This window comes from Egibacter rhizosphaerae (assembly GCF_004322855.1).
Lineage (GTDB): Bacteria > Actinomycetota > Nitriliruptoria > Euzebyales > Egibacteraceae > Egibacter > Egibacter rhizosphaerae.
The window spans coordinates 905,658-928,969 of sequence record NZ_CP036402.1; the positions used below are offsets into that span (position 1 = coordinate 905,658).

Annotated in this window: 31 protein-coding genes and 1 pseudogene; 15 read left to right on the plus strand and 17 right to left on the minus strand. The window is 70.1% G+C overall.

Annotated features, from left to right (window positions below; genetic code table 11):
* Window positions 1-1,080 precede the first annotated feature (1,080 nt).
* The 7 genes and pseudogenes from ER308_RS23085 (at window position 1,081) to ER308_RS04295 (ending at window position 4,338) form a co-directional block, all read left to right on the plus strand.
* Window positions 1,081-1,482, plus strand: a complete 402-nt coding sequence (locus ER308_RS23085) for a tyrosine-type recombinase/integrase (protein WP_165491809.1) — start codon at window positions 1,081-1,083, stop codon at window positions 1,480-1,482.
* Between the two features lie 46 nt (window positions 1,483-1,528).
* Window positions 1,529-1,870 (plus strand): ArsR/SmtB family transcription factor, encoded by a 342-nt coding sequence (locus tag ER308_RS04270; protein ID WP_131153830.1) that lies wholly within the window; start codon window positions 1,529-1,531, stop codon window positions 1,868-1,870.
* 3 nt (window positions 1,871-1,873) lie between these two features.
* A complete protein-coding gene (locus tag ER308_RS04275) occupies window positions 1,874-2,380 on the plus strand; it encodes an SRPBCC family protein (RefSeq protein ID WP_131153831.1) in 507 nt (168 codons plus the stop codon).
* The gene (locus ER308_RS04280) at window positions 2,380-3,000 is read left to right on the plus strand and encodes a dihydrofolate reductase family protein (RefSeq protein ID WP_131153832.1); all 621 of its coding nucleotides are present in this window, start codon (window positions 2,380-2,382) and stop codon (window positions 2,998-3,000) included. The genes ER308_RS04275 and ER308_RS04280 overlap by 1 nt, the downstream gene beginning before the upstream one ends.
* Before the next feature lie 172 nt (window positions 3,001-3,172).
* Window positions 3,173-3,365 (plus strand): annotated as a pseudogene (locus tag ER308_RS04285) (IS256 family transposase); the annotation flags it as partial.
* A 56-nt stretch (window positions 3,366-3,421) separates the two neighbouring features.
* Complete coding sequence (locus ER308_RS04290; RefSeq protein WP_131153833.1) at window positions 3,422-3,673, plus strand: hypothetical protein; 252 nt, start codon at window positions 3,422-3,424, stop codon at window positions 3,671-3,673.
* 44 nt (window positions 3,674-3,717) lie between these two features.
* Window positions 3,718-4,338 (plus strand): class I SAM-dependent methyltransferase, encoded by a 621-nt coding sequence (locus ER308_RS04295; protein ID WP_131153834.1) that lies wholly within the window; start codon window positions 3,718-3,720, stop codon window positions 4,336-4,338.
* Window positions 4,339-5,070: 732 nt separating this feature from the next.
* On the opposite strand, the gene ER308_RS04300 is transcribed toward ER308_RS04295, so the two are convergent.
* On the minus strand, window positions 5,071-5,502 hold the full coding sequence (locus ER308_RS04300) for a helix-turn-helix domain-containing protein (protein ID WP_131153835.1): 432 nt from the start codon (window positions 5,500-5,502) through the stop codon (window positions 5,071-5,073).
* Window positions 5,503-5,608: 106 nt separating this feature from the next.
* Here ER308_RS04300 and ER308_RS04305 point away from each other — a divergent pair, with 106 nt between their 5' ends.
* The 3 genes from ER308_RS04305 to ER308_RS22250 are packed head-to-tail and all read left to right on the plus strand — an operon-like array spanning window position 5,609 to window position 6,869.
* Window positions 5,609-6,100, plus strand: coding sequence for an ATP-binding protein DrrA1-3 family domain-containing protein (locus ER308_RS04305; protein WP_205745899.1), 492 nt, complete (start codon window positions 5,609-5,611; stop codon window positions 6,098-6,100).
* Window positions 6,101-6,111: 11 nt separating this feature from the next.
* Entirely contained in the window at window positions 6,112-6,390 is a 279-nt protein-coding gene (locus ER308_RS22245; RefSeq protein ID WP_240732155.1) for a hypothetical protein, read from the plus strand.
* The gene (locus ER308_RS22250) at window positions 6,372-6,869 is read left to right on the plus strand and encodes an ABC transporter permease (RefSeq protein WP_338029793.1); all 498 of its coding nucleotides are present in this window, start codon (window positions 6,372-6,374) and stop codon (window positions 6,867-6,869) included. Before ER308_RS22245 ends, ER308_RS22250 begins: the two co-directional genes overlap by 19 nt.
* A 51-nt stretch (window positions 6,870-6,920) precedes the next feature.
* Here the strand turns inward: ER308_RS22250 and ER308_RS04315 are convergent, their stop codons facing one another.
* The 16 genes from ER308_RS04315 to ER308_RS04380 all read right to left on the minus strand — a co-directional run bounded on the left by ER308_RS04315 (window position 6,921) and on the right by ER308_RS04380 (window position 19,146).
* Window positions 6,921-7,460 carry a DUF1697 domain-containing protein gene (locus ER308_RS04315; RefSeq protein WP_131153837.1) on the minus strand — a complete coding sequence of 180 codons (540 nt, stop codon included), beginning with the start codon at window positions 7,458-7,460 and terminating at the stop codon, window positions 6,921-6,923.
* 90 nt (window positions 7,461-7,550) lie between these two features.
* On the minus strand, window positions 7,551-7,967 hold the full coding sequence (locus ER308_RS04320; protein WP_131153838.1) for a VOC family protein: 417 nt from the start codon (window positions 7,965-7,967) through the stop codon (window positions 7,551-7,553).
* A gap of 4 nt (window positions 7,968-7,971) precedes the next feature.
* Window positions 7,972-8,811 (minus strand): AraC family transcriptional regulator, encoded by an 840-nt coding sequence (locus tag ER308_RS04325; protein ID WP_131153839.1) that lies wholly within the window; start codon window positions 8,809-8,811, stop codon window positions 7,972-7,974.
* Between the two features lie 67 nt (window positions 8,812-8,878).
* Window positions 8,879-9,259, minus strand: coding sequence for a VOC family protein (locus tag ER308_RS04330; protein ID WP_131153840.1), 381 nt, complete (start codon window positions 9,257-9,259; stop codon window positions 8,879-8,881).
* Between the two features lie 63 nt (window positions 9,260-9,322).
* Window positions 9,323-9,670, minus strand: coding sequence for an MMPL family transporter (locus tag ER308_RS22710; RefSeq protein ID WP_276319873.1), 348 nt, complete (start codon window positions 9,668-9,670; stop codon window positions 9,323-9,325).
* The gene (locus ER308_RS22715) at window positions 9,637-10,524 is read right to left on the minus strand and encodes an MMPL family transporter (RefSeq protein ID WP_165491811.1); all 888 of its coding nucleotides are present in this window, start codon (window positions 10,522-10,524) and stop codon (window positions 9,637-9,639) included. The genes ER308_RS22710 and ER308_RS22715 overlap by 34 nt, the downstream gene beginning before the upstream one ends.
* The gene (locus ER308_RS04345) at window positions 10,524-11,537 is read right to left on the minus strand and encodes an MMPL family transporter (protein WP_165491812.1); all 1,014 of its coding nucleotides are present in this window, start codon (window positions 11,535-11,537) and stop codon (window positions 10,524-10,526) included. The genes ER308_RS22715 and ER308_RS04345 overlap by 1 nt, the downstream gene beginning before the upstream one ends.
* Window positions 11,474-11,833, minus strand: a complete 360-nt coding sequence (locus tag ER308_RS21370; RefSeq protein WP_165491813.1) for a hypothetical protein — start codon at window positions 11,831-11,833, stop codon at window positions 11,474-11,476. The genes ER308_RS04345 and ER308_RS21370 overlap by 64 nt, the downstream gene beginning before the upstream one ends.
* Before the next feature lie 128 nt (window positions 11,834-11,961).
* Window positions 11,962-12,558, minus strand: coding sequence for a TetR/AcrR family transcriptional regulator (locus ER308_RS04350; RefSeq protein ID WP_131153844.1), 597 nt, complete (start codon window positions 12,556-12,558; stop codon window positions 11,962-11,964).
* 179 nt (window positions 12,559-12,737) lie between these two features.
* Window positions 12,738-13,202: a hypothetical protein gene (locus tag ER308_RS04355; protein WP_131153845.1), complete on the minus strand. Its 465-nt coding sequence runs from the start codon at window positions 13,200-13,202 to the stop codon at window positions 12,738-12,740.
* 731 nt (window positions 13,203-13,933) lie between these two features.
* A complete protein-coding gene (locus ER308_RS23090) occupies window positions 13,934-14,065 on the minus strand; it encodes an SRPBCC family protein (RefSeq protein ID WP_420826202.1) in 132 nt (43 codons plus the stop codon).
* A gap of 143 nt (window positions 14,066-14,208) precedes the next feature.
* On the minus strand, window positions 14,209-15,078 hold the full coding sequence (locus tag ER308_RS04360; RefSeq protein WP_131153846.1) for a phosphotransferase family protein: 870 nt from the start codon (window positions 15,076-15,078) through the stop codon (window positions 14,209-14,211).
* Between the two features lie 286 nt (window positions 15,079-15,364).
* Complete coding sequence (locus tag ER308_RS04365) at window positions 15,365-15,649, minus strand: hypothetical protein (RefSeq protein WP_131153847.1); 285 nt, start codon at window positions 15,647-15,649, stop codon at window positions 15,365-15,367.
* A gap of 448 nt (window positions 15,650-16,097) precedes the next feature.
* Window positions 16,098-17,309: an FAD-dependent oxidoreductase gene (locus ER308_RS04370; protein WP_131153848.1), complete on the minus strand. Its 1,212-nt coding sequence runs from the start codon at window positions 17,307-17,309 to the stop codon at window positions 16,098-16,100.
* A 206-nt stretch (window positions 17,310-17,515) separates the two neighbouring features.
* The gene (locus tag ER308_RS04375) at window positions 17,516-18,196 is read right to left on the minus strand and encodes a response regulator transcription factor (RefSeq protein WP_131153849.1); all 681 of its coding nucleotides are present in this window, start codon (window positions 18,194-18,196) and stop codon (window positions 17,516-17,518) included.
* Entirely contained in the window at window positions 18,193-19,146 is a 954-nt protein-coding gene (locus ER308_RS04380) for a sensor histidine kinase (protein WP_131153850.1), read from the minus strand. The genes ER308_RS04375 and ER308_RS04380 overlap by 4 nt, the downstream gene beginning before the upstream one ends.
* A 264-nt stretch (window positions 19,147-19,410) precedes the next feature.
* Here ER308_RS04380 and ER308_RS04385 point away from each other — a divergent pair, with 264 nt between their 5' ends.
* The 5 genes from ER308_RS04385 (at window position 19,411) to ER308_RS04400 (ending at window position 23,261) form a co-directional block, all read left to right on the plus strand.
* A complete protein-coding gene (locus ER308_RS04385; RefSeq protein ID WP_131153851.1) occupies window positions 19,411-19,638 on the plus strand; it encodes a hypothetical protein in 228 nt (75 codons plus the stop codon).
* Between the two features lie 118 nt (window positions 19,639-19,756).
* Window positions 19,757-21,262, plus strand: coding sequence for a multicopper oxidase family protein (locus ER308_RS04390; RefSeq protein ID WP_131153852.1), 1,506 nt, complete (start codon window positions 19,757-19,759; stop codon window positions 21,260-21,262).
* A 435-nt stretch (window positions 21,263-21,697) separates the two neighbouring features.
* Entirely contained in the window at window positions 21,698-22,093 is a 396-nt protein-coding gene (locus tag ER308_RS04395; protein ID WP_131153853.1) for a type II toxin-antitoxin system VapC family toxin, read from the plus strand.
* Window positions 22,094-22,683: 590 nt separating this feature from the next.
* Complete coding sequence (locus tag ER308_RS23350) at window positions 22,684-22,803, plus strand: immunoglobulin domain-containing family protein (RefSeq protein WP_476700501.1); 120 nt, start codon at window positions 22,684-22,686, stop codon at window positions 22,801-22,803.
* Window positions 22,800-23,261 carry an SRPBCC family protein gene (locus ER308_RS04400; protein WP_131153854.1) on the plus strand — a complete coding sequence of 154 codons (462 nt, stop codon included), beginning with the start codon at window positions 22,800-22,802 and terminating at the stop codon, window positions 23,259-23,261. The genes ER308_RS23350 and ER308_RS04400 overlap by 4 nt, the downstream gene beginning before the upstream one ends.
* Window positions 23,262-23,312: the final 51 nt, after the last annotated feature.

Sequence of the window (23,312 nt, forward strand, 5' to 3'; positions counted from 1 at the left end):
ACCGACCAGACCGAGATCCGCGAGGTGCCGCTGCCGGCCAGGTTGACCGACCTGCAGCGCATCCGCCTGGCCGCTGATCTGCTACGCGATCCTCTCCCAGCGGGTCGCGGTCGATCTCGACCTGCTGGTGGCCAAGGACCTCGGCGGGTTCGGCGCCACCGCAGAGCGGCTGTTTGCCGCTGACTACGCGGCCGTGTACCAGGCCGCGGGGCGGCTCGGCTGGACGCCGGGGTGGGCCAACGCGGTGCTGCGCGAGTCCCTCGCGGTGGTCTTGGGCCTGGCGCGGCCGGACGATGACCGAGCTGACCGCCGCCGACATCGCCGCGTTCGACGAGGCCATTGCGGCCAGCACCGTCGCGACGGTCTCGACGCGGCGGGTGTACCGCGCGCGGCTGCACAGCCTGCAGCAGCTCCTGTTCGAGCTGCGGGTGCTCGACGCGCCGCCGGAATGCTGCCGGCGTGCCGGATCGATCGCCGAGCGGCTCAAGGCGGTGCCCGCACGAGAGATCCGCCGGGCGATGCTGCGCTACCTCGACACCGAGCCGCGGTCCTGCGCCCCACCACCAATCTCGGCGTTGTGCGAGAGCCTGGTCGTCTTCGGGGAGTTCCTCGGCGGCGCCTGCCCCGAGGTCACCTCCTTGCGCCAGCTCGACCGAGGCCACATCGAGGCGTTCCTGCGGCACAACGCCACCCGCCCGTGGCGCGGGCGGGTCGCGCGCAACCAACCCGTCGCAGCCTCCGTGGCGCACGCCACCGTCCTCGCGGTCCGCAACTTCCTCGACGACATAACCCTGTGGGGGTGGGCCGAACGGCCCGCCCGCCAGTTGATCTTCGCCGCCGACGTTCCCCGCCTCGAGCGGCCGCTGCCGCGCGCCCTGGCCCCCGACCACGACGCCGCGCTGATGAGCGCCGTGGACCAGCTCGACGACCCTTTCGCCCGCTGCGGGCTGATCGCCCTCCGCGGCGCCGGCCTGCGCCTCGGCGAGCTGCTCGACCTCGAGCTCGACAGCGTCGTCGACTACGGCCCCGGCCGGCTCCTGGCTGCGGGTCCCCCTCGGCAAGCTCGCCACCGAACGCTCCGTGCCCCTCGACAACGACACCCTCGCCGCCCTCGACACCTGGACGGCCCACCGCGGCCAGCAGCGCGCCCTGCCGCATCCCCGCCACGGCCGGCCCACCGACTTCCTGTTCACCGAACGCGACCGCCGGCTCGGGCCCTGGCGCATCCGCAAGGCCCTCAACCACGCCGTCACCGAGGCGGGATTGACCGGCCGCGACGGCGCGCCGCTGCGCGTCGTGCCCCACCAGCTGCGCCACACCTACGCCACCGGTCTGGCCAACGCCGGCATGACCCTGCAAGCGCGCGTGCTCGGCGCGGTCGGCCTCAGGGCACCGCGGGAGCGGCGGGCACCGCAGCCCTCGCCAACAAGAGCCACCCCGACCCCGAGCAACCATCCGAAGACCGGTGGGCCCCCCTTTTGACCGCTGCCGCTTGACGCATACCGATATCGGTATATGATGGGTCCCCATGGCACGAGCAGCGACGACGTCGGACGTCTTCAACGCGATCGCCGAGCCGCAGCGCCGGGAGATCCTGGTGTTGCTGCGGGCGGGTGAGCGGCCGGTGACCGCGTTGGCCCAGGAGCTGGGGCTGTCCCAGCCGGGGGCGTCCAAACACCTGCGGGTGCTCCGGGAGGTCGGGCTGGTGCGGGACCGCAAGGCAGGCAAGCAGCGCCTGTACGGCCTTGACGCCCGCGGGCTGCGACCGGTCCACGAGTGGACCGGCGGGTTCGAACGGTTCTGGAACGAGAGCTTCGACCGGCTAGACACATACGTGCAGGACCTCAAGCAGGCAAGGCAGGAGGAGTGACCGATGGCAGAGACAGGACGGGACGCGCCGGCGCAGTCCGCGACGGCCGACCGCGAGATCGTGATCTCCCGGGTCATCAGTGCCCCACGGGAGCTGGTGTTCGAGGCGTTCACCGAAGTCCGGCACCTGTCGCGATGGTGGGGACCGGAGGGGTTCACCACCACCACGCGGGCGTTCGAGTTCCGCGTCGGCGGGGAGTGGGACTTCGTGATGCACGGACGGGACGGGACGGACTACCAGGAGTGGATCACCTGGACCGAGATCGCCCCGCCGGAGCGGATCGCGCTGCTGCACGGTGAGTCCCGCGACGACCCGAACGCCTTCGAGTCGGTCCTGACGTTCGCGCCCGACGGCGCGGCGACCCGGATCGAGATGCGCACGGTGTTCCCCACCAAGGAACTGCGCGACGAGGCGGTCGAGAAGTACCACGCGATCGAGGGCGGCCAGCAGACCCTGAGCAACCTGGCTGCCTACGTCACCGAGAACGTGCAGAAGGGAGTTGAGGACTGATGGCCGGGAAGGTGTTCTTCAGCGTCTCGATGTCGCTGGACGGGTTCATCGCGCCCGAGTCCCTTGAGGACTTGATGGGGCAGCAGTGGATGGAACTGCAGCAGTGGATGTTCCCGCAACGGTTCATCCGGGAGAATCTGAAGCTCGGCGAGGGCGGCGAGGAAGGGCGTGACAACGACATCGTGCGGGAGACGTTCGAGCGCACCGGCGCGAGCGTGATGGGCAAGCGCATGTTCGAAGCCGGCGAGCATGCGTGGCCGGAGGAGGCGCCGTTCCACACGCCGGTCTTCGTCGTGACGCACGAGAAGCGTGACCCCTGGGAGCGGCCGGGTGGGACCACCTTCCACTTCGTCAACGACGGCATCGAGCCCGCCCTCGACCAGGCCCGCGAGGCCGCCGGCCACCGGGACGTCCGCATCGCAGGCGGCGGCGCGACGATCCTGGAGTACGTGAACGCCGGCCTGATCGACGAGTTCTCGATCACGCTTTCACCCGTGCTGTTCGGCTCCGGAATCCGCCTGTTCGAAGGCGTGGACGCGGGCCGCGTGGCCCTAGAGCCCGTCCGCGCGGAGCCCTCCCCAAGGGTGACGCACCTGACCTACACCGTCCGGGAGCGGTAGCTGTCTCGACCTCAGCGCCCCCCCGCCGAGGCAGCAGCGCGGTGAGATCCTCGACGCTCTGAGCCTCAGGAAGGGCGAGCGTTCGGGCCGCGATCTCGGCCGCGCGCTCCTCCGAGAGGGACATCACCGCGTTGTCGTGAAACTTCCTCGCCAGCTCAAGCTTCGCCAGTGAGTCACCAAGGGCCCCGGCTCCCGCGCCGCCGGTGTCGCGATGGCGTTCAAGCTCATCGAATCAGCACAGACCCGGTGGCGGGCCCTCAACGCACCCCACCTCGTAGCGCTGGTCCGTGCCGGCGCAGTATTTCAAGAAACGGCAAGCTCATCGACCAGACGAATCAGAGGGTGGTGATCAGCAAGTCGCGTGACACGCCGATCCACAGGTCTTGACTATTTCTCGCGAGCTGACCGGTGAAGCTCACCGATGGTGAGGCGGTCGCCGCCCACCGCTGAGGCGATCCACGACGCCCACCGCATCGATCTCGGCGACGTAGCGTACGGCCTAGCCTCGGACCGTGAAGTGGTCCTGCTCGATGGCGATGAGGTCCGCGAATGGCTCGGCTGCTACAACCAGCTCGACGCGTGGGGTGAGTACGGCATCGAGGGTCGCCGGCTGCACGACTGGGACATGGCTAGCGATCACCGCCGAGCTGCCCGAACGATCGTGAGGGACTGACCAGCCAACGAAGCTACCCTCTGCCGCGAGTCGGAGAGGTAGCCATGTCGGCCCAAGGCAGCGGAGATCACCGGGGCGGTGAGCGGCTCCCGCACGACCGGGAGGCGTCCTACGCTCAGACCCCACCTTGGGACATCGGCCGGCCGCAGGCTCCTTTCATCGCGTTGGCCAACGCCGGTCATTTGCACGGCGCGGTCCTGGACCTTGGCTGTGGGACCGGTGAGCACGCCCTGCTGGCCGCCGAGATGGGCCTGCCGCCAACGGGGGTCGACCTCGCTCCGACGGCGATCGCCACAGCGCGGGACAAGGCGCGGCAGCGGGGTCTGCAGGCCCGGTTCCTCGTGGACGACGCACTGGCCGTCGACATGCTCGACGAGACCTTCGACGTGATTATCGACTGCGGGTTCTTCCACGTGCTGCCTGACTCGGCTCGCGGGTCGCTCGTGAACGTGCTTGGGCGAGTCATGGCGTCAGGGGCGGCCTACCACTTGCTATGCTTCAGCGATCGCGTGCCCGGCAGCGACGGTCCGCGCCGAATCCGTCAGGAGGAGATCCGGTCAATCTTCGCCGAGGGGTTTTCGGTCGAATCCATCGCCGAGTCGCAGATCGAGGCGACCTTCCTCGATGTTCCCGTGCCCGCATGGCTCGCGAGGATAACCCGCTAGTCACCGTTTAGGACACCAACCCGCATCACTCTCAGAGGTTCTTATAGGCGGCCGGCAAGCACTCGAGGGTAGCCCAGCCACTGCTGCGGACCGCACTTTGGGGTCTAGCGGGTCCGGGCGAGTAGGAGGGGCAGGTAGAACTCGTCGACGATTTCGTGAGCACGACTGAGCTGAGGCAGGCGGCAAAGTGCGTGTTCATGAATTGGGCCAATGCCGACCCACGCGGGGCCATCCCAGCTTGTGTGCACGATCGTGCAGGCAGGTCAGGCCCGAGGGTGGCCGTTTCCCCGTTGTCCGCCGCGTGTCCTCAGCCGATCGACCAGAAGGCTGATGAGTCCGACGGCCGTAAGAACATAGCCCGCGAGGACAACGACGCCTCCACCGATATCGGTGGGGGCACCAACGCGTCCGACCTCGAGTATCGCGAGTGTCCAGTAGAGCCCGATGAGCGCGAGGCCAACGATGAGGACCACGGCCGAGGCGCGCTTCGCTCTCATGCGGTGACTCTACATCCAGCCGGCATCCGGGGAGACAATCATGTCAAGTTCGCCAGAGGGAAGGGGCCGCCGGAAGGCAGTTTGGCCACGACGGACGATTGGACCAGCTGCGAGCCAATTGTAGGACCTGGAACCACCGCCACGGTTTCGAATGGTGTAGCCAGTTCACTGAGTTTTCGCCGACCGGCGGGAGCACATGGCCACACATACGCAGCACCATTTCGTCCTCGGCCAGCTAGAGCTGTGGCACGCACGCGACAACTTCCGTGCGCAACCGCCCGGGCGTGGTGTGCGCGAAGTCTCGGACATCACGGATCAGGTGCGGTTGGTCGGCGTAGCCGGAGCTGGCTGCTACCTCGGCCCAGGTAGGTGCGGCTGGTGCCTGGAGGAAGGCTGCGGCGGTCTCGAAGCGGACGAGTCGCGCGGCCGTCGAGGGCGCCAGCCCGATCCCGTCGGCGAAGCGTCGGGCGAGGTGCCGCGACGACCAGCCGAGTTGATCAGCGAGCCGCGGGAGGCTTCCTCGTCCCTTCTCGATGCTCAGGCGGTGCCATGCGTGGTCCAACCGTGGGTCGGGGCCAGGGTCCTGCGTGAAGCGATCGGTCAGCACGCTGTCGGCGACCGCGTACCGTTCCGCCCACGAACGCGCCTCCGCCAACCGCAGGGTCATCCGACGCGCCTGCGCCCCCAGGAGCCCTCCAGGGGAACCGCTCGGTTGCCTCGACGAGCCCACGACGGGCCTCGACCCCCAGAGCCGGGCCAACCTCTGGGAGCACGTGCGCGGCTTGCGCAGCGGCCGCGGGGCGACCGTCGTGCTGACCACGCACTACCTCGAAGAGGCGGACGCGCTGTGCGACCGGGTCCTCATCATCGATGCCGGCCGGGTCGTCGCCGCCGACACGCCGGACGCGCTCAAGCGTCGCGTCTCCGGCGACGTGGTAACGCTCGACCTCTCGGAGGAGGCGGCGCTCGCTCGTGCCGAGCAGGAGCTCGCCGGCCTGCCGGACGTCCGCGACGTCCACGCCGAGCACCACAACGTCCGGCTGACGGTCGACGAGGGCGAGCGGACGGTGCTCGCGCTCGTGCGCCGCCTCGACGACGCCGGGATCGACGTGGGCGGGTTCAGCGTCATGCGGCCCAGCCTCGACGACGTGTTCCTCACGCTGACCGGCCGCTCGCTGCGCGATGCCGAGCACGCCCCGACCGCCGACCACACCGACGCCCCCGCCGACCCGCTGCCCGTCGGCGGCGGGGACCGCCACGCCTGACAGGAGGCCCCGTGTTCCGTGGCACCTGGCTCGTCTACCAGCGCGCGCTGCGACTGCAGCTGCGCGAACCCGTCTGGGTCGTGTTCGGGGTGGCCCAACCGGCCCTGTACCTGACCCTCTTCGGGCCGCTGCTCGAGCCCATGGCCGGCGCTCCAGGGTTCGGCGACGGCGACCCCTGGCTGGTCTTCACCCCGGGCATGGTGCTGTTGCTCGCGTTGTTGGCGCCGCCTTCGCCGGCTTCGGCATCCTCGCCGAGAAGCGGGAAGGGGTCATCGAGCGCGAGCGGGTGACGCCCGCCCGTCGCGGTGCGCTGCTGACCGGCCGCGTGCTGTCGACGTTGACGGCGCTGTTGGTGCAGTCGCTGCTGCTGGTCCTGATCGCGGTCGCGTTCTTCGGGTTGCGGCCGAGCCCCGGTGGGGTGGTCCTCACGCTGCTCCTCGTGGCGTTGCTCGGCGCCACCTTCGCGTCGCTCTCCTACGCCCTGGGGCTCGTCGCTCCCGGCGAGGACACCGTCGCGTCGGTGCTCAACAGCGTGACCCTGCCGCTGCTGTTGCTGTCCGGCATCCTCCTGCCGATGTCGCTCGGGCCGACGTGGCTCTACAACCTCTCGCGCGCGAACCCCGTCTCCTACCTCGTCGACGCCGCCCGGGACCTGTTCGCCGGCCAGTTCGCGACCGGAGACGTCGTCGCCGGCTTCGTCATCGCGGCCGTGCTGGCCCTGGTCGGCGGGATCGTCGGTACCCGGACGTTCCAGCGCGCGTCGAGCTGACCCGCGGCCCCGTGCAGTCGCCTCGTGACGCGATCGGGCACGGAGCCGCGCTCACGGCGCGGTCATCGAGGCGAGCCTCGTGACCGTGTTCCAGTGCCGGGCGGTGCCGACCGTGCCCAGTTGCCGCTCGAGGTAGTCGAGCGTGAGCTTCGAGCGGCCGGCGCCGTTCGGGTAGTGCAGGTAGATCTCCCGCCCGGCGACCGCGAAGGCGTCGGGCGGGGATCGGTCGGGATCGAGGCCGTCCACGCGCTGGGCCGGTGGTGCCGCCGCGAGGAACGCCACGTGCAGCGACTTCGGGCCGGACGCCCGGGCGAGGAACGGGTTGTCGGCGACGACGGCGGCGAGGTCTCCGTGGGTCCGCAGCAGCACCCGGATCTCGAAGCCGAACCGGTCGGCCAGCGCGGCCTCCACGGTCCCGACGAGGTCCTCGGGGTCGTCCGACGGCGCGGCGAACGCCACGTTGCCGCTCTGCAGGTAGGTCTCGACGTCGGTCAGCCCCAGGTCGCCGAGCGTCTCGCGCAGCTCGGCCATGGGCACTCGGGCGCGGCCCCCGACGTTGATGCCGCGCAGCAGGAAGACCATATGGCTCATGGGCACCCCATACCCTCCGTCGGTCCGCGGCGCACCGTAGCGGAGGGCGACGGTTCCGAGGGTCTGGGGGATACGCGCCCGCAGGGCCGGTCACTCCCCGGCGTAGGTGCCGAACGCCCAGAGGTTCCCCTCGACGTCGCGGACGGAGAAGTCCCGGGACCCGTAGTCCTCGTCGCGCAACTCGCGGACGACCTCCGCGCCGGCCGCCTTGGCCCGTCGGTAGAGCGCGTCCGGGTCGTCGGTGACGACGTAGGTGATGGCCGGGCACGCGGGCACGGAGGCGAAGGGCTCCTGCCCCGCGCCCCGGGAACCGAGCATGAGGCCCCCGCCGGGCCAGCGGAGCTCGGCGTGGACGACGAGGCGGTCGTCGCGTTCGTCCGGGTAGACGGCGACCTCCTCGAAGCCGAAGGCCTCGACGAGGAAGGCGATCGCGGCGCGGGCGTCGTCGTAGACGAGCACCGGCCAGACGGTGACGGGCGTGGTCGCATCGGTGGTTGAAGTGTCCATGCGCTCAGTCTCCGTGGTCCGCGTCCGGTTCGTCTTGAACGAATGGGAGCTCCTCGGCGAGCCACACCGTCGGGGGGCAGCCGGCGAACCGGTTCCAGTCCCGCGTGAGATGGGACTGGTCGGCGTACCCGCACGTTGCCGCGACGGTGGCCAGGTCCGGGTGGTCGTCGCGGCCGAGCAGCCAGCGTGCCCGGTCGAAGCGCAGCACGCCGGCGGCCACCTTGGGTGGGAGTCCCAGCTCGCGACGGAAGCGCTCGGAGAAGTGCCGCCGGCTCCACCCGAGCTCCCGGGCGAGCGCGCCGACGGGCACCGTGCCGCCGGACGCCTCGAGGCGTCGCCACGCCCACGCCACGTCGGCCGGCGTCCGGGTGCGGTCCCGCAAGGACGCGACGAGCACCTCGTCGAGGATCGCGAATCGCTCGCCCCACGTGCCCGCCTGCGCCGTCCGCTCGGGTAGCGTGGCCACGCCCCTGCCGAGCAGGTCGGTGAGCTCGACGACGGTCGAGGCGATCGCGCCGGCCGGCATGCCGAACAGCGCCCGCGCCCCGGTCGGTGCCAGCTCGACCCCGATGCCCACCTGGTCCCCGTCGTGCGCGACGACCGCCGGGGCCCCCTGCAGCCCGCCGACCACGGCCGCGTACGAGCCGCCCGGCTGCGTCGGATCCGGCATCGCCGCTACCTCGATCGGCTCGGCGAGGCTCACGATGAACGTCAGGTGCCTGGAGGGCAGCCCGCGGTGGAGCCCGGCGGGGAAGCCGGCGAACCGGTACCCGACGTAGCGCTCGACCTCGGGCCGCAGGGCCTCGTGTGGAGGCCCGAACCAGACCTCCGTCACCTGCTCCATCATGAGATCGTACTGCCGCCCCGCTGCGTCCGTCGGCTCGGTGCGGTCGGCGTCCCTTCCTTCCGGCTCAGTCCTGGTGAGGCTCGAACAGTTCGACGACGTTGCCGGCAGGGTCGGCGACGAGGGCCTGTCGCCCGCCCATGCCGCTGACGACATCCGAGCGGAACGTCACCCCCGCGGCCCGGAGGGTCGCGACGAGCCCGTCCAGGTCCTCGACCGTCAGCTGGAAGCGGTTCCAGCCACCCGGTCGTGGACCGTCGTCGCCGCCACCGGCGCGGCCGGCGCCCCCGGCCCCGGGTGCGTTGAGCAGCAGCCGGAGGCGATCCTTGTGGAGCCTGGCGAACCCCGGCGCGGGGTGGAGGTCGACGTCGAACCCGAGATGGTCACGGTAGAAGGCGATGGCTTGCTCGACGTCGTCGACGATGTAGCGCACGCTCACGACATCCATGGCGCCCTCCGTGGTCGGGTCGGCGGTGTCGTACCGCGAAGATACGCAACCCCGGTCACCGTGTCAGGTTTCCCGTCGGCGCGCCCAGAGGACCAGCGCCCCCGGCTGCACGAGGATCGCGGCGAGCAGCGCGAACCCGATCCCGACGGACCCGAGCCGTCCCAGCGACTGCATCGGCGGCAGGTCGGAGAAGGACAGCACGACGAACGCGCCGAGCGTGGTGACGGCCGACCCCGTGAGCGCGGCCCCCGTCGCTCGCAGCGTGCGCTCGATCGCGATGTCGACGTGGGCGTCCCGGAGGTCCTCGACGAACTGGTTGACGACGTGGACCCCGTAGGGCACCCCGATACCGACGGCGATGGCGGTCAGCGTCGCGGTCAGCACGTTGAAGCTGACCCCGAGCAGCCACATCGTGCCGAGCAGCAACGCGGAGCTGACGACGGCCGGGACCATGGCGACGACCCCAGCACCCCCCGGCGATGAGCGAACGCGTAGTAGCCGGTGAGCAGCACCAGCACCACCACGAGGGTCGAACCGATCGCCCGCGCCTGGAACGCGCCGAGGTCGTCGCTCATCTCCGAGACGATGATCGGCTCGCTCGTCACCGTCGCCGTGGCCCCAGCGCGCTCCACCGGCGCGAAGGCCGCCTCGACCCCGCGTCGGACGCTCTCGGCGCCGGCGTCGCCGGCGGTCGTGCGGATCTGCACGAGGGCCGCCTCACGGTCCGCGGACAGGAGCTGGGCCATCCGCGTCTCGCCGACCGCTTGGCGCAGTCCGTCGTAGAGCGCGTCGAGGTCCGCGTCGTCGGCGAACCCGTCGCCCGTCCAGACGTCCCCGGGTGGGCCGGACTGCGGCGCGTCGCCGGACCCGGCGTCGTCGCCATGCGCGGACGCGGGCTCCGCCGGCTGTTCGAGCATCGCCGCGGCGAGTGCGGCGACGGACAGCACCTGTGGGGTCCCGCCGACGGTGCGGACCCCTTCCAGGCCCGAGACCTCGCGCTCCGCCTCCCACAGGGCGTCGAGCACGGTGGGGTCGGTCAGGTCACCGTCGACGACCACGAACGTGGACTCGGTGACGCCGGCGCCGAACAGCTCCGCCTGGTGCGCGAGCGTGGCCTCCACCTCCGAGCCCTCGGGCACGAAGTCGTCGCGGTCGAACTCGACCTCCAGCTGGGTCGCGGCCAGCAACGACCCGGCGACGAGCCCCGCCGCGACCACGATCCCGGCGAAGGGGGCGCGGCGGGCCAGGCGGATCGGCCCGCGCATCAGCCCGGCGAGCCCGAGCTCCCGAACCGCGGTGGTCCCGTTGCTGCGGCTCCGGCCGTCCCGCCACACGCGGGCCGCGGGCACGAGAGACCCATGAGCAGGAAGGCGCACACCACGCCGGCCGCCACGAACACGCCGAAGTCGGCGAGCATCTGCAGCGGCGCGATCGCGATCGAGCCGAACCCGACGGCGGTCGCGGCCGTGGCGAGGACGAGCGCGGCGCCGACCGTGTGGAGTGCGCGCCCGGCTGCCGCCGGCGGCGGTTGTCCGGCCGCGCGCTGCTCGCGGTACCGGGCGGTCAGGTGCACCGAGTAGTCGATCCCGAGGCCGACCAGCAGGACCGGGATGACCACCACCAGCTGGGTCAGCGGGCCGGTCCACCCGAGGTGCTGCGGGCCCAGCAGCGCCGCGAACCCGAGCGTCCAAACCACCGTGGCCACGAGCCCGGCGAACCCGACGGCCACGTCGAGCACCGACCGGTACGCGAGCGCCAGGATCAGCAGCACGGTCAGCAGCGCCGAGCCGAACAGCCTCGGAACCTCGCCCCGGATCGCCTCGAGCAGCCCCTCGCCGAAGAGACCGTCGGAGAACACGGTCACGTCGACCTCGGCCTGCGCGCCGTCCCCGGCTTCGGCGAAGGCGCCCTGCAGGCGCTCCCCGGCGTCGGTGCGTTCGCGCTCGGTGAGTCCGGGATCGAGCGGCACGACGAGCACGGTGGCGCGCGCGGTCCCCGCGTCGGCGTCGAAGTCGTCGGAGACCAGGCTCGCCAATTGCGGGTTCGTGGCCACCGCCTCACCGAGGGTCGCGCCCACCCGGGCGTCGCCCGTCACGTCGGGGCTCGTCACGTCGGGGCCCGTGGCATCGGGGTCCGTGGCATCGGGGTCCGTGGCATCGGGGCCCGTGACGGGTTGGTCCGGTGCCGCTGCGGTTCCCTCGGGGAGGCCCGCCGTCAGCGACAGCAGCTGCGGCCGACCTCCCTCGTCGGTGCGCGCGTCGCTGCCCAACGCCTCCACGGCGACGTCCTCGGCAGCCAGGACGGCCTCGATGCCCCGAGCGCTGAGCAGATCTCCGCCGGGACCGGCTCGAGGATCACCTGCAGCGTCGCCGCCGGGTCGGTGAACTCCTCGCGGACGCGGTCCATCGCCTGCACCGCCTCGGAGCCCTCGCGTCCGAGCTGGGTCAGGTCGACCTCGACCTCGAGGTCCGTCGCGAGCGCCGCCATGCCGACGGTGGCCGCCGCGAGCGTCACCAGCACCGACCGCGGCCACCGCGTGGCCACCGTCGCGAGCGCGTCGAGCAAGGTGCGCATCCGGCTGCCCCTCCGGGCTAATAACTCAACAACTGATGAACTCATCCTACGCCGGGTCAAGAGCAGATGTCAACAGACGTTGAGTATTGAGCCCCGCAGCGCCGGGGCATGGGCCGGGCTCGCCTCGGCTAGGCTCCGCCCACGTCGCCGCTGAGGTACCGCTGGAGCGTCGGAGCGACCGCGGCGACCACCATCTCGGGGTCCGCCGAGGCGAGCGGTTCGACCCGGGCGACGTGGCGCAGGATCGCGAGCCCCATGACCTGGGACGCCAGGAGCGTGGTGCGGAACCGATGTTGGTCGGGGGCGATCTCGACGACCAGCGGGGACACCATGGTCTCGAGCATGAACTCCCGCAACGTTCGCATGACCTGCTCGTCGGTCAGGGCCGACCGCAGGAGGGACTGCATCATGGCCTGCCCGTTGTCGGTCCCCCAGACCTCGAGCAGGGTGCGGACGAGCCGCTCCCCGGCACGCTCCGCCTCACCGGGAAGCACCGATCCGACGACCGGGGTGGGATCGAACGGGAGCTCCAGGGACGCGACGAACAACTGCCGCTTGTTGCCGAAGTAGTGATGGACCAGCGCCGGGTCGACACCCGCGGCGGCGGCGATCCGGCGGATCGTCGCTCCCGAGAAGCCGTCGACGGCGAACTGCTGCCGCGCCGCCGCGAGGATCTCGCTGCGCGTGTCGACGTTGCCGGGCCGTCTGCCGGTACGGGCCATCAGCCCGCCCTCAGTCGCTCCGGCCCCGGTGATCGAGCCACCCCGGAAGCAGGGCCGTGTCGCGAGTCCGTTCGCATCGCGGCCAAGCTAGCCGGGTGACGGGGGAAGTCAACGCCGGTTGAACCCCGGGACGCCCCTACCCCGGGACGCCCCCGCCAACCCCGGGACGCCCCCGCCGTCGGTTACCCGATGGTCGCGTCGGTCACCTCTCCGTCCTCGATGTGGAGGTTGACGCGGTCGGGACGGAAGTCGTCGGTGACGACGAATAGCTCGCCGTCGCGGTACACGACGCGGACGCTCGCCCCCTCCGCCTCGAGACGCTCGGTCGCCTCCTGCTCGCCGAGGCCGACGAGGTCCTCCACGAGTGCCTCGAGGTCCGCGCTGGGGCCGTGATCGTCCGGTTCGTCTGGCGGGGGCTGCGGGGCCGGCAGCTCGCGCTCGCGGGGCGGCGCCGCCGGGTCGGGTTCGATCGGGAGTGTGTCGGCGTCGGCGGGCGGACGCTCGTACTCGAGGAACCCGTCCTCGATCGCCAGCGTCTGCCAGGGGCCGCCGTCCTCGTCGGTGAAGATGTAGGACGGCACCAGCCACATGGCGCGGTCGACGTCGGTGACGACGACGAGGCCCTCCTCGACGTCGACGAGGACCACTTCGACCGTCTGTTAGCTCACGCATCGGGACCCCGAAGGCGCGACGGGCGCCGGTCGGTGTCAGTTCGATCTCCAGGCCTTCGGTCTGCTCGGACGCATGCAGGTGCACGGGCCCGAGGTGCAGACCGGCCACGAAGCAGTCTGACGGTCGGGTCTCGGCGTCGAGTGTCGAGGTTGTGGTGACCTGGCCCTCCCAGGGCACCACGACGGAGACGTGGCTGCGGGGAAGCAGGCAGTACGCCGGAGCGGGCACGTCTCCCGCGATGAATGGGCGGTAGCCGCGGACCTGCGGCTGAAGCCACCTCGCGGGCGCGGCCAAGTCCCCGATCAGGGCAGCGGGCTCCGGTGTGGTGGCGGTTGGTCTGTTCATCGTCCGGCCCTACCTCGTGGGGTTCCGTTCACTCCTTGGGCGCAGCGTCGTCATCGGCGACTCGCCGTGCCAAGGCTGCCAGCACAGCGGTGAACTGTTGCGTGGTCTCAGTAACCAGCCACCGACGGACCAAGGGGACTAGTAGCCCGCTCATCCTTTCCGTCTTCACGACACGCACCTGGCCGCCGTCGGCAGGCTCGATCACGAACCGATGGATGGCCGTGAAGAGGCCCGGGACGAACGTGCGCCCGCGCTGCGCAAGCTCCCGTCCGGGCTCGATCCTGGTCAGGATCGGCCGGAACGTGAGTTCACGGCCGGTGGTGGTCCGGAGTGTCTCCCAACGCGAGCACCAGGCTCCAATTCACCTTGCCAGGCCACGACGTGCGGGGTTCCAGTCCGGATATCGATCCGGTCGGGCGAGCACGCCCCAAACCTGCGCCGCGGAGGCAGGGATCTCGATCTGCACAGTCACTTCGCACGACCACCAGTTCACGACTACTCCGTCCGACGCGCCCGCTTGCCACGACAGCTTCCGATCGCCGTCTGGTTTCGTCTTGAACAGATCGGACCTCGAGGGCCGTCGCCGTCACCGCACTCACCATCGAGCGGCCATTCCACAAGACAAGCAAGACGAGGTTACGGGTGCCGCCGAAATGTGTGTTCGAGATGGGCGATCGCGGCGTCTCGGTATCGCCGGTCACCGGCCTCGAAACCGAAGGCGAGGTCTTCGATCAGGGTGCAGCGTGCGTAGAACGCTATCCGGTCGCGGCTTCCGACACCCAACTCGCAGGAGTACTCGCCAAGGATCCGCTCCAGGACGCGAGGACCGAAGTCGCGGAACAGTCGGGCGAAGTCGCGGCAGGGGTCGGTCAGGGCCGCGTCGCTCCAGTCGATGATTCCGGTCAAGCGTCCGTCTTGCGGATCGACCAGCAGATGCTCGGCACCAAGATCGTTGTGACAGAGTGCGATCGCTGTCGGCTCGTGAGGTGTCGGAGAGGCGAGGAACGCCTCGAGCGCTCGCCGCGCATCGATCGGAAGCTCGCCGGCGATGCTGCGGTAGGTGTCCGCGGCGTCGTCACGCCAGGTCGGCAGCGGGTAAGGGTCCGGGGCTGCCATCTCAGAGGCCAACGTGATCGGTGTCGCATGGAGCTTCGAGAGGGCGTCGGCGAGCGGCGCTGCGACAGCCAGCGGGTCATTGACCCCCATGCCCAGCAGCGACCGGCCGGCAATGCGACGGCAGACGAGCACTCCACGACCCGCGTCGACGAGCACGGGCACCGGGATCGCGATTCCGAGGCGACCAGAAAGGTAGGTGAGCAGCGACGCCTCGCGAACGAGCGCATGGCCGCGTGCAAGATCGTGCGTCCTCGCCACGCGTACGACGAGATCGTCGTCGGCGGCGTAGACCTCATGGTCGGTTCCGCTGCCCAGCAGCGACGTGGTCAGATCCGGGCGTTCGAGACGTCGGCGTAGCCACACAACCAGATCGTGCGCGGGTGCGGTCATGAGAAGTCCTGTGGCCGACGACTCGTCACGGTGCCGGGCTCACCGGTCATCGGTCGGTCCGAACGCTCAGCCATGTCATCCTCGCCCGGTCACTCCACCCAACTGGCCGGGCTGGCCGTGAGCGGCCCGCAGCAGATTCGCCCACCCGATGCGCGAACATGGGCACCCTGCACGTTAGTCCTTCGCCGGTCCTGAGGGCCGCGAGCCGGATCGAATCGGCGGAACCCGCTGGCGACGCGGCGCCGCACCAGCATGAACTCGGTCTTCGTCAGCGTGGCCAGCCTGGTCACGAGGCGGCCTCCGCCGCTGCGACGCGTGGAGTTCGTCGGGTCCCGGCCGGTCGGCTCGACGAACACGTCTTCGAGGCTGGCCTACCCCAGCCGGGGCGAAACCCGACCACGCCCGCGTCGTGGACCACGTTGGCGACGGTGTGGAGCACGTCGCCGTCGCCGCGGACCACCAGCTCCTCACCCTCGATGGTCTCCCCGTGGATCCCCGGAAGGTCGCGCAGGGTGGCGGCCGCCTCGAGCGGTGGAACGGTGCGCAAGCGCAGTTGGCTGCCGGCCTGCACCGAGAGATCAGGCCACCCGACGTGTCGGTGGCCACCGCCGACCAACGATCCCGGCCGGGCCACGAAGGAAGCTGTGCAGCGACAACGGCAGGACCGCCAGGCCGAGCGCGGCAACCGCTGCGGCCAGGGCAGGGGGCGCCGATGGCGCATGCCCATGGCCGCCAGGAGGGCTGGGCAGCGTACAAGGCGGCGACGGAGATCGGCTCCCATGGATCTAACAGAGGGTCCTGCGCCCCAGCCCAGCGTGGTGAACACCCCTACGCCGCCGAGGTGCGCTGTCACAGCGGTCCCCGTTGCGGCTTGTGCGGCGCGACCGGCACTGCGGCTCATCGTGCTCCGATCGTTGGCGAGTTCGGCTCGCGGCCGGTGCGAGGGACTGGATGCCCTTCGGTGTCGCCGATCTGCACGCCACAAGGTCGGAGGCGGGTTGAGGACAGCACCATGATGGTCAGGGGGTACGGGCCGGCGCGGTCCAGTCGATGTGGTGGTCCCACAGCCACAGGAAGGGGTCCCGGCCGGCTCGGAACATGTAGCGCATGGCCAGTGGCATGAACAGGTCGCGGGCGATGCGTCCGACGGGTCCGGCGGTCTTGCCGTTGCCGTTGCGGCGTCCTTGCGCGACCACGCGTTCGACGCGGCCGCGGCGCAGTTGTTCGTAGCGGGCGAGGGCGTCGGGCGTGTGCGGCCTGTCGCGGAGGCATTTGCCGAGCGTGACGGCGTCTTCGATGGCCATGGAGGCGCCTTGCCCGGCGGACGGGGACACTGCGTGGGCGGCGTCGCCGATGATGAGCATGCGGTGGTTGTGCCAGGTCGGCACCGACGGCAGGTCGTAGGTGATCCAACCGGAAAAGTTGTCCTCGGTGCGGTCGATGACCTCGAGGGCGGGGGTGGCGTCGTCGGTGAACAGCTCGGTGAGGTGGGTGCGCCACTGTTCGGGTGTTATCGCGGCGAGTTCGGCGGGGTCGGGCTCGCTTGGCGTCGGTGGGTTGGCGAACCACCAGATGTCCCCGTCGGGAGCTTTGATGTAGCCGAAGAAGGAACGTTTGCCGAAGACGAGGTAGTTGACGCCCGCTTCTCCGGGAATGTCGATGCCGCGGGCGTAGCCGCCGGTGTTGAGGAACCCGACATAGGTCGCCTCGGGTGCGGCGGGGTCGATGAGCCGGCGGACCGTCGAGCGGAGCCCGTCGGCGCCAATGAGCAGGTCCGCCTCCGCGATGCTGCCGTCAGCGAACCGTGCCTGCACACCTTCGGCGCTGATGTGCGCGTCGACGAGCTGTTTGCCGTGCTCCACGCGGATCCCCCGCCGCAGCACCTCTGCTCGCAAGGCGGTGTAGAGGTCGGGTCGGGTGATGGTGACCGCGCGGGTGCCGTCGGCGAGCGCTCCGCCGTTGGGGAAGTCGGCGAGGACCTTGGCGTTCCCATTCATGATGACCATCCGTGGGGTCGGGAACCCGCGTGCGAGCACTGGCTTGTCCATGTCGACTGCGCGGAGCGCGTCGATGCCGTTCAGTCCGAGGCCGAGGAACGCCCCGACGCCTTCGGCGCTGTCGGCGTAGGCCTCGTAGACGACCGCTTCGATGCCGGCCTTGTGCAGCGCGACGGCGGCGACCGGGCCGGCGACGCCGCCACCGACGATCAGTGCGGTTCGCACGTGGGCCATGTCCTGCTCCCCTTCCGTCTTGATGCTTGCTGTGACGGTACGGAGCAGGTCGCGGCCTGTCGTCCGCCTGCGGGCGCCATCTCGCTGCGGCATCCGGCGTAGATGCGCTCTGTGCTGCTACCACCTGCGTAGCAGCAGGCGCTCCAGCACTCGAGCCTTGAGCGGCGCGGTCGACGGGACAGCCAAGGTGGACGCGAGGCGGCGGTTCAGCGTGGTCCGGCAAGGCCGGTCTCATAGGCGATGACGACGAGTTGGGCACGGTCGCGGGCGTGGAGCTTGGTCATGGCGCGACTGGCGTGGGTCTTGGCGGTAGCCGGGCTCATGAACAGCCGCTGGCCGATCTCGTTGTTGGTCAGCCCCTGGGCGATCAGCGCCACGACCTCGCGTTCCCGGTCGGTGAGGAGCTCCAGACGTTCGGGCTCCTTGGGACGCTGGTGGGGGGCCTGCGCGAACTGGGCGATGACACGGCGGGTCACGCTTGGCGACAGCAGCGCTTGACCGGCGTGGACCTCATGGACGGCGCTGCGGAGCTCCTCGGGCTCGGTCTCCTTGAGCAGGAAGCCGCTCGCGCCGGCACGGAGCGCTTCGAAGACGTAGTCGTCGAGCTCGAACGTGGTCAGCACCACGACACGGGTACCGACCGTCCGCTGGTCGCCCAGGATGCGCCTGGTGGCCTCCAAGCCGTCCATGACCGGCATGCGAATGTCCATGAGCACCACGTCGGGGGCCAGCCGGCGCGCCAGCTCGACGCCCTCCTGTCCGTCGGCGGCTTCTCCGACGACCTCGATGCGCTCGTCGCGCTCGAGGATCAGCCGGAAGCCGGCCCGGACCAGGGTCTGGTCGTCGGCGAGCACGACCCGGACACCGGCGTCCGGCGACCGGCTCACGAGCCCGGACCTGCGGTCGGCAGGTGGGCGTGCACGCGGAATCCGCCGTCGGCTCTGGGGCCTGCGTGCAGCCGGCCGCCGACCGCCTCGGCGCGCTCGCGCATCCCCTGCAGCCCGTACCCCACCGAGCCGGTCCCATCGGATCCCCGTCCGTCGTCGTCGACGATGATCTCCAGCTGCCCTCCGCGCTGGTCGACGGTGATCACCGCGGAGGTCGCACCGGCGTGACGGATCACGTTGGTCACTGCCTCCTGGACGATCCGGTAGGCCGTGAGCTCGGTCGTGGCGGGCAGGGCGTCACCGGCAGCCGCCGCGTGCAGGTCGATGCGCAGGCCGTCCTGACCAGCGGACTCCACGAGCGCGGGAAGGTCTGCGAGGGCGGGGGCGGGCGCGAGCGGGGACGGGTCATCGCCGTCGCGTAGCACGCTCACGGTCGCCCGCAACTCGGCCATGGCTTGCCGGGCGCTGCCGCGGATCGTCTGCAGCGCCGTGCGGGTGTCCTCGGAACGGTCGTCGAGGCTGTCGGTGGCCACGCCGGCCTGCACGGTCACCGTGGCGATGGTGTGCGCCATCACGTCGTGCAGCTCCCGAGCGATGCGCATGCGCTCGTCGATCACGCGCCGCTGCGCCTCCCGCTCCCGCTCGACGTCGACTTGGCGGAGACGTGCCTGCACCTCCTGCCGGAGCGCCCGACGGCTGTAGACGGCGTCGCCGAGCAGCGCCACGAGCACGAACAGCGCCGAGTTCAGCGCGATCGAAACCAGCGGATCGCCTTCGACGACGGCGCGGAAGACGGCGCCGCCGCCCGCGAACAGCGCCGCGGCCAGCCACGCCCAACGCCGCTGTCCGGCTGCAGCGACGACGTAGATCGCCGCCATCAGCACCACCGTGACCGGCCCGCCCGGGTACCCCACTAGTCCCTGTCCCCGCTCATCGGCGCCGCAGGCCATGTCGGATCCGCGATCCGCAGTGCCTGGATGCCGGTCATCCCGAACGCCGCCACTTCCAGACCTGATCTTAGGAACCACGGCCGGTGCAGTCGTCGCCGGGTCGGTGGCGTCGTCCTACTCGATCTGTCGTATACCAGGCTGGCTCTGCTTCTTCCGCGGGCGTAGAGAACCGACGCCCCACGGCGGATGGCACGTGGTCCGCTCGGTCCTAGCGTCCCTGACGTCGCGACTGGTTTCGGAGCGCGCGAGCGAAAGGGGCTTTCGATGGCCGGAGAGGTGTTCGTGCTGGCCTTGCTGGCGCTGCTGACCATCATCGGGTCGGTAGTGCTGTGGAACGTATTCGCCACCGCCCGCACCAAGATCGACGCGACCCCCATCGAGACCACGCGAGAGCTCGCCGCAGGAAGCGACCGCGGCTACCGACGCCTCGCAGAACACGCCGTCGACGCTGAAGAGCGCACCGCCGAATCCCTTGCCGAGCTCGCCCGATAACTCGACCCCGAGCAGGGCAAAGACGCGGCGACACCCCCACGTCGTTCCTGAGCAGCCCAGCCGTCCCGCTCCATTCCCTTCGCACCATCTGCCTCACTCGCTGACAGGAGACCAGCCGATGCGTCGCCCACCGGTCCGCCGAGCGATCCGCTGGGTCGCGCTCCTCGTCGCGACCGTCGCGCTGACCGCCGTCGCCGCCGGCGCGTGGGTGTACGCCCAGGCGCAGGAATCGACCGTCGACGACCTCGACTTCGCCAACCCGCTCGCGATCCCACCGCTGCTCGAGCCAGACATCGACGCCGACGGGCGCAAAACCTTCGACCTCACCCTGCAGTCGGGCGAGACTGATTTTCTCCCGGGCGCCCAGACCGCCACGTGGGGCGCAAACGACACCTACCTCGGCCCGACACTGCGCGCCCGCCGCGGCGACGACGTGCGCATCCGCGTCGCCAACGACCTGGCCGAGCCGACGACGCTGCACTGGCACGGCATGGCCCTGCCCGGCGCGATGGACGGCGGACCCCACCAGATGATCGACCCCGGCGAGATCTGGCAGCCGCACTGGCTCATCGACCAGCCCGCCGCCACCCTCTGGTACCACCCCCACCCCCACGGGCGCACCGCCGACCACGTCTACCGCGGCATCGCCGGGATGTTCATCATCGACGAGCACGACACCGACGAGCTGGCGTTGCCGTCCGACTACGGGGTCGACGACATCCCCGTCATCGTCCAGGACAAGCAATTCGACGGCGACGGGCAGCTCAGCACCGCCGAAGGGCCCGCCAGCCTCGTCGGCGTCCTCGGCGACGACATCCTCGTCAACGGCACCCACAACCCGCACCTCGACGTCGCCGACCAACGGGTGCGGCTGCGGCTGCTGAACGCCTCCAACGCCCGCGTCTACGACTTCGGCTTCGACGACGACCGCCGGTTCGCTCTCATCGGCTCCGACTCCGGACTGCTCGACGAGCCCGTCGACAGCACCCGGGTGCAGCTCGCACCCGGTGAACGCGCCGAGATCATCGTCGAGCTGCACCCAGGGGAGCGCACGACCTTGCGCAGCTACCCGCCCGACCTCGGCATGGGCTTCCCGCTTGAACGCACTAACGGCGGACACGACACCTTCGACGTCCTGCAGCTGCGCGCAGCCGACCAACTGCGCGACGCGCCGCCGCTTCCCGGCACGCTGGCCTCCGTCGAGCGTCACCGGCCCGACGAGGCAGCCACCACCCGCACCTTTGAGCTCGAGGGCTTCTCCCGCATCAACGGCCGAGAGATGGACATGGCCCGCATCGACCAGACCATCCCGCGCGGCGCCGTCGAGATCTGGGAGATCACCAATGCGAGCAACACCTACCACAACTTCCACGTCCACCTGGTGCACTTCCAGATCCTCGACATCGACGGGGACCCACCGCCGCCCGAGCTCGCCGGATGGAAAGACACCGTCTTCCTCGCCCCCGGCCAGACCGTGCGCATCATCAGCCGCTTCGACACCGAACCCGACCCCGACGCCCCGTTCATGTACCACTGCCACATCCTCGACCACGAGGACGCCGGCATGATGGGCCAATACACCATCGCCCCGCCGACGGACAACAACGCGCCCACCGACCGTTGACCTCCCCGGACCACGACCAACCGACATCGAGGGTGAAATGAAACAGAGGGTGAGCCCCATCACGCGGCGTGCGGGACAAGCAGTGCGCCGAGTCCAACGTGGTCGACGTCCCTTCATCGATCTCGTGCCGGTCCCCGTCGTCCAGGGTGTCGACTTCCAGTGGCACAAGGAGGTGGATGACCGATGCAGGCCAGCCCTCAATGCGTTCCAGATCACGTTGGAGGGATGGGCTTCTGCCCGCAGGCGACCAACCAGACCGCCAGCCCCGATACACGTTCCTCTGACAGTCCGGACGTCAGACCGCTTTCGGCAACCAGGCGATAGCCGCAGATGCCGGCAGGACGATGGCAGCAGGCCGTGGTCCGAAATGAACAGGTAGCCTCCGAGCGGTCCGGAGAATTTCATCGGATGCTGGGGCACTCGATCGGAGCGACCGTGACCAAGTTTGTGGTCGATGCCAGCGCAGTCCTCCACCTTGCGGCAGAGAGTTTCGAGGTTGCCGAGGAGCACGAACTCCTTGCACCCACGCTCATTCGTTCGCAGACGCTGTCGGCGCTTCACGAGAAGGTCCACCGAGGAGAGCTTTCAGCAGACATCGCGCGCGATCGCCTGAAGGACATAGGGCGGATGAAGATGAGGCTCCTCGGGGACGCCGTACTGCGGAAGGTGGCGTGGGAGGTCGCCGATCAATTGCAATCAGCCTCGACGTACGACGCCGAGTACATCGCACTAACCAAGCTTCAGGCCCACGCGTTGGTGACCCTTGATGACGATCTCGCACGTAGCGCCGCAGGGTTGGTCCAGACTGCGCCGATCGGCGCGCTGCGATAAGACCTGAGCTGAGACCGGCTGCTACCCGATCCCAGGAGCGGCTCTGGCAATCACGTCGTGCCCGCGCTATTGCGGCCCTGGCGCTGTCGGAACCGCGCGACGCTGTGCCCGCTGGGCTGGCAAGACTGCGGGTTCCGGACGGGTGCGATCCGCGCTGTCAGTCAGTTGAGCGAACGTGCATGTCCAGCTTCCCGGCGGTCGGGAGCGAAGTCGAGCAACCCCACCTCTAACAGGATTCGTGACCGACTCGATCAGCTGGACCGCATCCGAATGATCAGGGTCCTGCTGTCCCTCGGCCAAAACGCCTGTGAGCCGGGCGACGCATCGGTGCAAACCGAAGGACTCGGGCCCCACCCTGCGCACGGACCAACCCGGCGCAGGTTGAACTCACGCGGCTCAGCGAGGGAGGTTGGACCGTGGCCCTCGAGGTGGTCATTCGCCGCCGGGGGCTCGTCGTGCGAAGTCCGTGCCAGTGTGAAGCCTGGGCGTGCTCAGCTGACGTGTACGCCGCAGCGCATGGTCCCAGCGATGAGTCCCGGGCAGCCGACATGTCCTCCAAGTGGATACTGCGGTCGGAACAGGAGGTGGCCATGCCCAACGTGTTCACGGCGACCCTGCAGTGCCGCTCGAGCAAGTCGAAGCCGTTGATGTTGGTCTGCCACTGGCTGCGTGATGCCGCTGGTGAGCAAGTCGAAGGGAGCCTGGGATGACACGCACGGATGTTGCGTCGCGGACCGTCACCGCACCGCCCGACAGGGTCTACGCCACGCTCATGGACCCCGAGGCGATGCTGCAGTGGCTGCCGCCGTCCGGGATGACTGCCCGGTTCGAACGCTTCGACGCGCGGCCCGGGGGTGGGTACCGGATGGTTCTGACCTACGCCGATGCCTCAGGGGCGCCGGGCAAAGCCACCGCCGACTCAGACGTGGTCGACGTCCGCTTCGTGGAACTGATGCCAGGCGTCCGCGTCGTCCAAGCCGTCGACTTCGCGTCTGACGATCCCGCGTTCGCGGGCACGATGACCATGACGTGGGAGCTGGTCGCAGCGGACGACGGTACCCGTGTCGAGATCCGCGCCGAGGACGTCCCTGACGGCATCTCGGCCGCGGACCATGCCGCCGGGCTCGCCAGCTCATTGTCCAACCTCGCCGCCTACGTGGACCGGTAGCCTCTCGGCTGCCTTCCGGAGGGCACGTGGAAGCGAGCCGACCCTGCGACG